Source organism: Wenyingzhuangia sp., assembly GCF_039768515.1.
Lineage (GTDB): Bacteria > Bacteroidota > Bacteroidia > Flavobacteriales > Flavobacteriaceae > Wenyingzhuangia.
In genome coordinates, this window is sequence record NZ_JBDNAI010000151.1 from 1 (window position 1) to 8,519 (window position 8,519).

The following is an 8,519-nucleotide window of genomic DNA, read 5'->3' on the forward strand; positions in this document are numbered from 1 at the left end:
CTGGCATGCTCAGAAACGTTAGATTTTAATCAAGTAGAGGATTTTGAGCATCGGCCAGTCATAAAAACACCCCTGGTTTATTTCGCTTTAGATTCCAATGATTTTATAGACCCGGTATCGGGTGCAGAAAATGTAAACCCAGTATCTGATGTGTCAGATTTCCGTATTCTAGAGAATGCCTATCTCCGAGATAACTTGGATAAAATTATTATTGATATCGAAGGTAAGAATGAAATGCCCAGAGATTTTACTGTGGAGATAGCATTTTTAGATGATAATGGAACGATTATCTACACCTTAAACCCGCTAAATATACCCGCTCAAAATGAAGCATTTGACTTTCAAGAAACCATTGAAGTTCGTTTAAATCCAATTATTTTGAACACTAGAAAAACTAGAACCTCAGTAACCATTTCTGGAGCCGCCACACCCCTCATTGAAAATGATCCAAGAGCGTTTGTACTGAAATCCGCTGGAACCTATTTTATAGCTACCGAATAATTATGAAGAGATTCATTTTTCTGATGCTGCTTTTTGTATCTCTAAGTATACAAACGCAAAACAAACAGGTTTTATATGGTTTTGCAGAAAACCCTCAAACCCTTTTGTTAAATCCTGGTGCGGAAACAAACTACAAGTTTCATATTGGAATTCCTTTTCTCTCGGGAATGTCTGGAGATGTTGCTCTAAAGAACTTCAAATTAAACGATCTTTTTTCTGAAGATGGCATTGATTTCAATACAAAAATTTTCCGTCTTTTAAATAAATTGACACCCGAAGATCACCTAAAAATCAATGTTCAAATTGATGTTTTAAATGCCGGTTTTAGAGTGAACGATAAAACCTATATTAGTTTCGGCTTTTACCAAGAATTGGATGCCATTGCTTACTGGCCCAAAGATGTAATTACGTTGTTAAATGAAGGGAATGCTCCCTATCTTAATAAAAGCTTTGACTTGTCACAACTCCTTTATAAAGTAGATTTTGCAGGTATCTTACATGTTGGGATGTCCAGAAAAATAAATCAAAAGCTGACACTAGGAGGTAGGCTTAAGGTATATTCTTCCACATTAAATATTGAAACTCAAAATAATTCTGGAACCGTTACAACACAACTAGGAACAAATAATATATATACCAACTATTTGAACACCATCGACTTAAATTTTTTATCCGCAGGTTTGGTTGTAAACGATGAATACCTAGAAAACCCGATGGAACTTATTGCCAACTCTTTTTTAGGAGGGAGTTTGGGAGTTGGACTCGATGTTGGACTCACCTATCATCTTTCGCCTAGATTGGAGTTTACCGGAAGTATAATCGATTTTGGATACATTAATTATTCAAAAAAAGTTCAAAACACCACCGTAAAAGGAAGTTATACTTTTGAAGGAGTAAATTTTTTGTTTGACCCCGCTAACCCAACAAATTATTGGGCAGCGTTAAATGCCGATTTTGAAGAAAAAGTACCAAGGGGCAACAACGCAAATGCATATACTTCTTGGAGACCAACAAAAGTAAATGCAGCTTTAAAATACAGTTTTGGTTCGGAAAGAAGAAGTAAATTTTGCTATGACAACACCTTCAAGGAATTTTATTCGGATGCTATTGGACTCCAAATACACACCATTATGAGACCTTTACGTCCGCAGTATGCCATCACGGGATTTTATGAGAAGACATTTACAGAAAAACTCCATGCCAAAGTAACCTATACGGTAGACGATTATTCTTTTCATAATGTAGGTGTCGGAATTTCTACTCAAATAGGAAATGTCTCTCTTTTTGGTATGGTAGATAGTCTTTTTGCGTTCAATAATCTGGCAAATGCGAGCAGTGCTTCCTTTCAAATGGGACTCAATCTAATTTTTGATTAGTCTGAATTAATAGCCATATTTATCCTTCCATCTTTTTCTTAAAAGATCTCTAAATTGATTTTCGCGTAGATTATTTCCAGGATCATAGAGTTTTTTGCCTGAAATTTCTTCAGGTAAAAATTCTTGACTCACAAAGTTTTCAGGGTAATTATGTGCGTAGGCATACTCTTTGCCATAGCCAATATCTTTCATTAATTTTGTTGGGGCATTTCGCAAATGTAGCGGTACCGATAAGTCTCCAGTTTGTTTAACGAGATTCTGAGCTTCATTTATAGCCATGTACGAAGCATTACTTTTTGCAGAATTTGCAAGGTATACGGCACATTGACTTAAAATAATACGAGACTCAGGATGTCCAATCACAGCTACAGCTTGAAACGTGTTGTTTGCCAATATAAATGCAGTTGGATTTGCATTTCCAATATCTTCTGAAGCCAATATAAGCATCCTCCGTGCAATAAATTTTACATCTTCACCACCTTCAATCATTCTTGCTAAATAATACACGGCAGCATTTGGGTCACTTCCTCGTATTGACTTTATAAAAGCAGAAATGATATCATAATGCTGTTCTCCAGTTTTGTCATACCGAGCTGTATTCTTTTGAACTTTAGACAAGACCAATTCGTTGGTAATTTCAATCCTTTCTTCTGCACCAACGATTAGTTCAAAAATATTGAGTAATTTTCGAGCATCGCCTCCCGACACCTGCAATAATGCGGCAGTTTCTGTGAGTTGAATCTCTTTTTTAGAGATCAATACATCTTTTTTAATGGCTCTCTTTAACAAATTGATGAGGTCATTTTTGTCAAAAGAATTCAAAATATACACTTGACATCGAGACAGTAGGGCAGGGATGACTTCAAAACTTGGGTTTTCTGTCGTAGCACCAATAAGCGTTACCCATCCTTTTTCTACGGCGCCCAATAAAGAGTCTTGTTGCGATTTGCTAAACCGATGAATCTCATCAATAAATAAAATGGGATTTTTTACGGTAAACAAGCCACCACTATTTTTTGCTTTTTCGATGACTTCCCGAACCTCTTTTACTCCAGCACTAATAGCACTTAGGGTATAAAAGGGCCTTTTTGATTCTGTTGCGATAATATTTGCTAGCGTAGTTTTCCCAATTCCAGGAGGTCCCCAAAGAATTAATGAGGGAATGATCCCTTGTTTAATGTGATTTGTTAAAACCCCATTTTCACCCACCAAATGTTGCTGACTTATATAATCTTCAAGATGTTTCGGACGGATTCTTTCTGCCAATGGTGCATTCATAAGGTAAAAATAACAAAGTTTTCTGACAGAATCTGTAAGAATCTACTTTGGTTCATTTTTTGTTACTTTTGGACTTATGAAACAGGCAAATCAACTCTATTTTTCAAAATCCATGCTTACCATACCCATCTTCTATGTTATGGTGATTTGGATGCTTTATTTTATAGAAATTAAGTTTGGCTACAATTTCAATAAATACGGTGTGTACCCTAGAGATTTCAAGGGGTTTAGAGGTGTTTTTTTATCCCATTTTATCCATAGCAACACCGCACACCTATTCAATAACACAATCCCTTTATTTGCGCTCCTTTTAAGTGCCTTTATGTTTTACAAAGAAGTTGCACTAAAAGTGTTGGTCTATGGAGGTTTTTTTACCGGTCTACTTACTTGGATTATTGCAAGAGAATCCTATCATATTGGTGCCAGTGGTGTTGTATATCTATTTTTTAGTTTTGTTTTTTTTAGTGGTCTTCTCAAAAAGCATTTCAGGTTGGTAGCTGTTTCCCTGATCGTAATTTTTATGAACGGAAGCATGATTTGGTATGTTTTACCCATTCAAGTGGGGATGTCATGGGAAGGTCATTTGTCAGGCTTTCTCGTTGGACTTGTATTTGCGATGATATATAAACACAAAGGGATTCAAAAACCCGACCCTTATTTTGAAGAAACCGCATTCGATTTATTATTCGATGAAAACGGTAATTATGTCCCCCCTCGAAGTGATCAAGAAGTCCATGATGATGTAAAAACACCCCTTAGTGACCCAGGGGAGTGATCTCTTCTTTAGGATTGATTGCTGACTGATCTTTGTCGGATGGTTTCGTAAAGAAAAGCACCACAAGCAACAGACACATTCAAGGACTCAATCTCTCCCAACAAAGGCAATTTCGCTTTAAAGTCTACCATTTTTAGAATAGAAGGATTTACCCCACGATGCTCAGATCCCATTATGATTGCAATGGGTTGGTTGAGCGCCACATCGTAAATAGATGTTTCCGTTTTTTCAGTTGCTGCTACTGTTTTAATATCAGAAGCTTGTAGCATATAAATTGCGTCTTTGATATGGTCTACTTTACAAATTGGAATTTTAAAAGCTGCTCCAGCTGATGTTTTTATGGTTTCTGCATTTACAGGTGCACTTCCATTCTTTTGAACAATAACAGCAGCAACACCGGTGCATTCTGCCGTTCTTAAAATAGCTCCAAAGTTACGTACATCTGACAGCTGATCCAATAATAAGAAAATAGGTGCTTCCTTTGTTTTGAGTACCTTTTCAATCAAGTCCTCTAAATCATGAAATCCAACTGGAGAAATTTGTGCAACTGCGCCCTGATGGTTGCTGTATTTAGATAGGCGGTCTAATTTTTCTACGGGTACCACACTGGTGGTAATTCCTTTTTCTTTGATCAAAAGATTCAACTCAAAAAACAAACTTCCTCTTAACCCTTTTTGAAGATAAATTTTGTTCATTGTAGATCCGCTATTTATGGCCTCAATAATAGCTCTTATCCCAAAAATATTTGTTGCTGTGGTTGTTGCTGTTGTCATGCTGCAAAGATATGTTAAATTAAGTGCAAAAAAAACCATCTCTAAGCAGAGATGGTTTTTTAAAGTATGTTTTTATGCTCTAGATACTAAAGTCTACAGAAGTACTACCTCCATAAGAAGATGCACTTACATTTGCAACTTGAACACCGTCAGCAGTCACTACATAAGAAGTACCACCGTCTCCGTATCCATCATAGATTTGTAATTGGTAATCTCCTGAAGGAACACATTCTTGGATGGTAACACCACCTGTCATTCCAGCATAAGCACCGTATCCTGGTGTTGCTTGACTTGCCAATACAATTACGCCTGCATTCACATCAACCAATCTCCAGTATACTTCTTCTGGCCAGCTATCAAAACCTAAGACCATCTTTACCTTAACTCCGTTGTTTGGACATCTTAATCCTACGTTGATTGTTAAGTCTTCACCTGTATAAATTTCAGGTGCGTTCGTAATCGATACAACTAAAGTTTGGGATGCAAAAGGTGACATGTTTACATCTGTTAAATCAATGTTCAATACAGCTACATTTGATCCAGCTGCGAAAGTTACAGTCGTTGGTACAACATAAGCTGCCGCATCAACATCCGTTGAAGCTCCAACAACAGCGATACCTACAGTTCTTTCTTGATCAGAAGTATTGGCTGCATAAACTTTAACTTCTTGTGTTACAGATCCACCTTGGTCAAAAGTAATGTCCATACTAGAGGTCTCAAACGTAATGTATGGCGTATCTTGTGGTTCTACTTCGTCTGTACAACTGTTTAATGTAAAAACAGCTATACACATGTATAAAAGTATTCTTAATTTGTTCATTTTTATGAGTTTTAATAATTAGCGATCCCTTTGTGAAAAGCGATCGCTAAAGGTTATTATTGGTTTTGTGTGCTAATGAAAGGGTTGTATTGAATCTCTCCTTCTGGAATTTCAAAAGTCATTCTTTCATCGTTGTAAGGAATTGGTTCCCCAACAAATGATAGGTGATTTGAACCTCTCGTAGCAGTAGCTTTGTTACGTTTCATTGCTAAGTAACTTTTACCTTCACCCCATAATTCAATACGAGTCTGTAAGTAAATTTCATCCTTAAGAGCTTGTCCAGACAATCCATCAATATAAGATGCATCCGGAACTCTTGTACTCACTAAGTTTTTAAGATGTACTCTTGCAGCACCGTCATTACCAGCAAATGCAGCCATTTCAGCAGCCATTAAGTGCATTTCTGCAACTCTCATGTATACATAATCTGCTTTTACGATTGAAGAAGTACCTGTGTGTACTCTGTCTGAATCATAAAACTTAAATAAAGGCATTAAGTGTTGTGCAAAGGCTGTATTGTTTAAAAACTGTCCTTTTCTGATATCATTAGCAGGAATCTGTGCGAATAAAGAAGCATCAATTGCTTTTAAATCTCCATAAGCTGGATAACTATAGCTATAGTAATCCATTTGTCCCCACCAAGAGATCAAACCTAAACCAATATCTTGATTTAAATCAACACCCCACATCCATCCTGGAGTATTAACATTGTTAAATCCACCAGTCACTTCAGCACCAACCATTACTGGATAGTTGCTAATCGCTTGAACAGCCATGTTATAAGCTTTGGTATAATCTGTACCTCTTGCACCTAACACATATGCATACAATGCTTTTGCTACATCTTGATTGATTTCTGTTTTGTTATCTCTGTTGTATCCATCTAATAATGCAATTGCATCTGTTAAGTCAGATTCCATTAAGTCATAGATCTCACTTGCAGGCACTTTAGGACCATTTTGGTCAGCTGCAGAACGGTAGATTGGTAAAATTGGCTCACTAGCATCATATTCTTTCTGATAGAAGTTTGCTAAGTAAAAATAAGAATGAGCTCTTAAAGCTTTCGCTTGACCCATTGTATATTTGTTCGCCTGGCTTTCTGGAGTTGCATCCATTCCACCCAATCCATCAATCACTGAGTTACATCCTCTAATGATTCTGTAGTAATATCTCCAAACTTGTCTGTTATCACCAAAAGTAAAATCTTGTGGTGCACCAAATTCAGTAATAGATGCTCTGTACCATCCATACACACTTTGACTTAAGGCAACATCTCCTGATAACATGTCAGAAAATACATCATATGATTTCATTCCAAAATCATCATGACCACCTGTTCCACCTGTACCCGTTGTAAATGTCAATGCATATACACCTGACATTAAACCAGTAGGTAGTGAAGGGTCTAAAGCAGCCGCTTCTTCAAATTGCACAGAAGTTAATGTTCCTGTGTTGGTCAATACTGGATCTTCTAAGAAGTCCGGTTCACAGCTATAGCTTAATAAAGCCAATGCTGATAGTAATCCGTAATTAAATAATTTATTCATTTTCTTTTATTTTTTTAAATTAAAACTTTAATCTAACACCCAAAGTGATAGTAGTCATTGGTGCGTATAATCTACGACCTGAACTTCCACTTTCACTTGTGGTTGGTAAAAATCCTCTTCTAGCAGTATTCATAAATAAGTTATCAGCAGACATCCAAATGTTGAATGTATCCAATCCTTTACCTTCTAAATATGTACTAGGAACATTGTAGCTAACATTTACGTTGTTTAATGCTAAATGGTCAGTAGATGTTACAAATCTTGAAGAGTAAGATGTTGCATTTTGATCAGCACCATCTGCTAAACGAGGAACATCTGTAATTTGACCAGGTGTTGTCCATCTGTTAGCGATGTCTTTACTGTAGTTGTTTCCAACTGCACCAAAACGGTCTGACATTAATTCTCCATATTGTCCATCATATGCATATCCTCCTAAACTATAAGTAAACTGCGTAGAGAAAGTAAAGTCTTTTACTCTACCTGTTAATCTAAACGCTCCTCTAATATCAGCGATACCTGATTTGTTTAAATATACTTCTGATGCTTCAGCATAAGATTTTGTTACTCTTTTCTTAATATTTGCTCCAGGAACAACTTGTTGATATTCAACAATAGAACCAGATGCATTTGTTACATCAGCATCTGCAGGAATCCATGAGTTTGCACCCGAAGTTGGTTCGTCTGCATCAAAAACACCGTTGTTGTTAATATCATCATAATACTGGTACCACATTGGTGCTCCATCAGATGGATCTACACCAGCCCACTCACGAGCATAGAAATCAAAGATTGATCTACCTACAGATAATACACCGTTAAGTACTTGTTGGTTTCCTGTTGCAGGATCCAATGGCATTTCAGTAATTCTGTTTTCAATGATCTCACCATTTACGTTTAAGTCTAATGAGAAATCTTTCTTATTGATTAAGTGACCTGTTAAGTCAAATTCATAACCTACGTTTTCAAGCTCACCATCATTCACTAAAATAGAAGAGATTCCCTGAGATGGTCCTACGTTTCTATTAAAGAATTGATTTTTTGTTTTCTTGCTGTAGTAATCCAAAGATCCTTCAACAACACCTAAATCAAATTCAACTCCTGTTTGTAACATTTCAGACTCTTCCCAAGTAAGGTCTGGATTTCCATTACCACCTGGAGCGATTGAAATGTTTCCAGCTAAGTTACCAACATTAAATGTATCATATCCTGATGTTAATCCAACACCTGCTTGATCACCCGCTACACCCCAAGAAGTTTTAACCTTTAAAAACTCTATAAAGTCTATGTTCTGGATGAAGCTTTCTTCAGACATTACCCATGAAGCACCAACAGAACCAAATGTTCCCCACTTCTCGTTCGCAAATCTTGAAGAACCATCATGTCTTAAAGAACCTGTTAAGTAGTACTTTCCATCATAGTTATAATCAAACTTACTGAAATAAGACTCAA

Annotated in this window: 7 protein-coding genes and 1 pseudogene; 3 read left to right on the forward strand and 5 right to left on the reverse strand. The window is 36.6% G+C overall.

What is annotated here, in order from left to right:
• Both ABF281_RS09140 and ABF281_RS09145 read left to right on the forward strand, forming a co-directional pair.
• A pseudogene (locus ABF281_RS09140) lies at window positions 1–501 on the forward strand (hypothetical protein); the annotation flags it as partial.
• Between the two features lie 2 nt (window positions 502–503).
• Window positions 504–1,877 (forward strand): DUF5723 family protein, encoded by a 1,374-nt coding sequence (locus ABF281_RS09145; RefSeq protein ID WP_347181367.1) that lies wholly within the window; start codon window positions 504–506, stop codon window positions 1,875–1,877.
• 6 nt (window positions 1,878–1,883) lie between these two features.
• On the opposite strand, the gene ABF281_RS09150 is transcribed toward ABF281_RS09145, so the two are convergent.
• Window positions 1,884–3,155, reverse strand: coding sequence for a replication-associated recombination protein A (locus ABF281_RS09150; protein ID WP_347181368.1), 1,272 nt, complete (start codon window positions 3,153–3,155; stop codon window positions 1,884–1,886).
• A 76-nt stretch (window positions 3,156–3,231) separates the two neighbouring features.
• On the opposite strand from ABF281_RS09150, the gene ABF281_RS09155 reads away from it, so the two are divergent.
• Window positions 3,232–3,930 carry a rhomboid family intramembrane serine protease gene (locus ABF281_RS09155; protein ID WP_347181369.1) on the forward strand — a complete coding sequence of 233 codons (699 nt, stop codon included), beginning with the start codon at window positions 3,232–3,234 and terminating at the stop codon, window positions 3,928–3,930.
• 8 nt (window positions 3,931–3,938) lie between these two features.
• On the opposite strand, the gene rlmB is transcribed toward ABF281_RS09155, so the two are convergent.
• The 4 genes from rlmB to ABF281_RS09175 form a co-directional block, all read right to left on the reverse strand.
• On the reverse strand, window positions 3,939–4,703 hold the full coding sequence (gene rlmB, locus ABF281_RS09160) for a 23S rRNA (guanosine(2251)-2'-O)-methyltransferase RlmB (RefSeq protein ID WP_347181370.1): 765 nt from the start codon (window positions 4,701–4,703) through the stop codon (window positions 3,939–3,941).
• A 79-nt stretch (window positions 4,704–4,782) separates the two neighbouring features.
• Window positions 4,783–5,523, reverse strand: a complete 741-nt coding sequence (locus ABF281_RS09165; RefSeq protein ID WP_347181371.1) for a hypothetical protein — start codon at window positions 5,521–5,523, stop codon at window positions 4,783–4,785.
• A gap of 56 nt (window positions 5,524–5,579) precedes the next feature.
• Entirely contained in the window at window positions 5,580–7,070 is a 1,491-nt protein-coding gene (locus ABF281_RS09170) for a RagB/SusD family nutrient uptake outer membrane protein (protein ID WP_347181372.1), read from the reverse strand.
• A gap of 19 nt (window positions 7,071–7,089) precedes the next feature.
• Window positions 7,090–8,519: TonB-dependent receptor (locus ABF281_RS09175; protein ID WP_347181373.1), on the reverse strand; the 1,430-nt coding region annotated here is incomplete at its 5' end.

Coding starts and splice junctions, on each gene's coding strand:
- ABF281_RS09165 (WP_347181371.1), bottom strand. CDS start 5,523: ATGAACAAATTAAGAATACTTTTATACATGTGTATAGCTGTTTTTACA.
- ABF281_RS09170 (WP_347181372.1), bottom strand. CDS start 7,070: ATGAATAAATTATTTAATTACGGATTACTATCAGCATTGGCTTTATTA.
- ABF281_RS09150 (WP_347181368.1), bottom strand. CDS start 3,155: ATGAATGCACCATTGGCAGAAAGAATCCGTCCGAAACATCTTGAAGAT.
- ABF281_RS09145 (WP_347181367.1), top strand. CDS start 504: ATGAAGAGATTCATTTTTCTGATGCTGCTTTTTGTATCTCTAAGTATA.
- rlmB (WP_347181370.1), bottom strand. CDS start 4,703: ATGACAACAGCAACAACCACAGCAACAAATATTTTTGGGATAAGAGCT.
- ABF281_RS09155 (WP_347181369.1), top strand. CDS start 3,232: ATGAAACAGGCAAATCAACTCTATTTTTCAAAATCCATGCTTACCATA.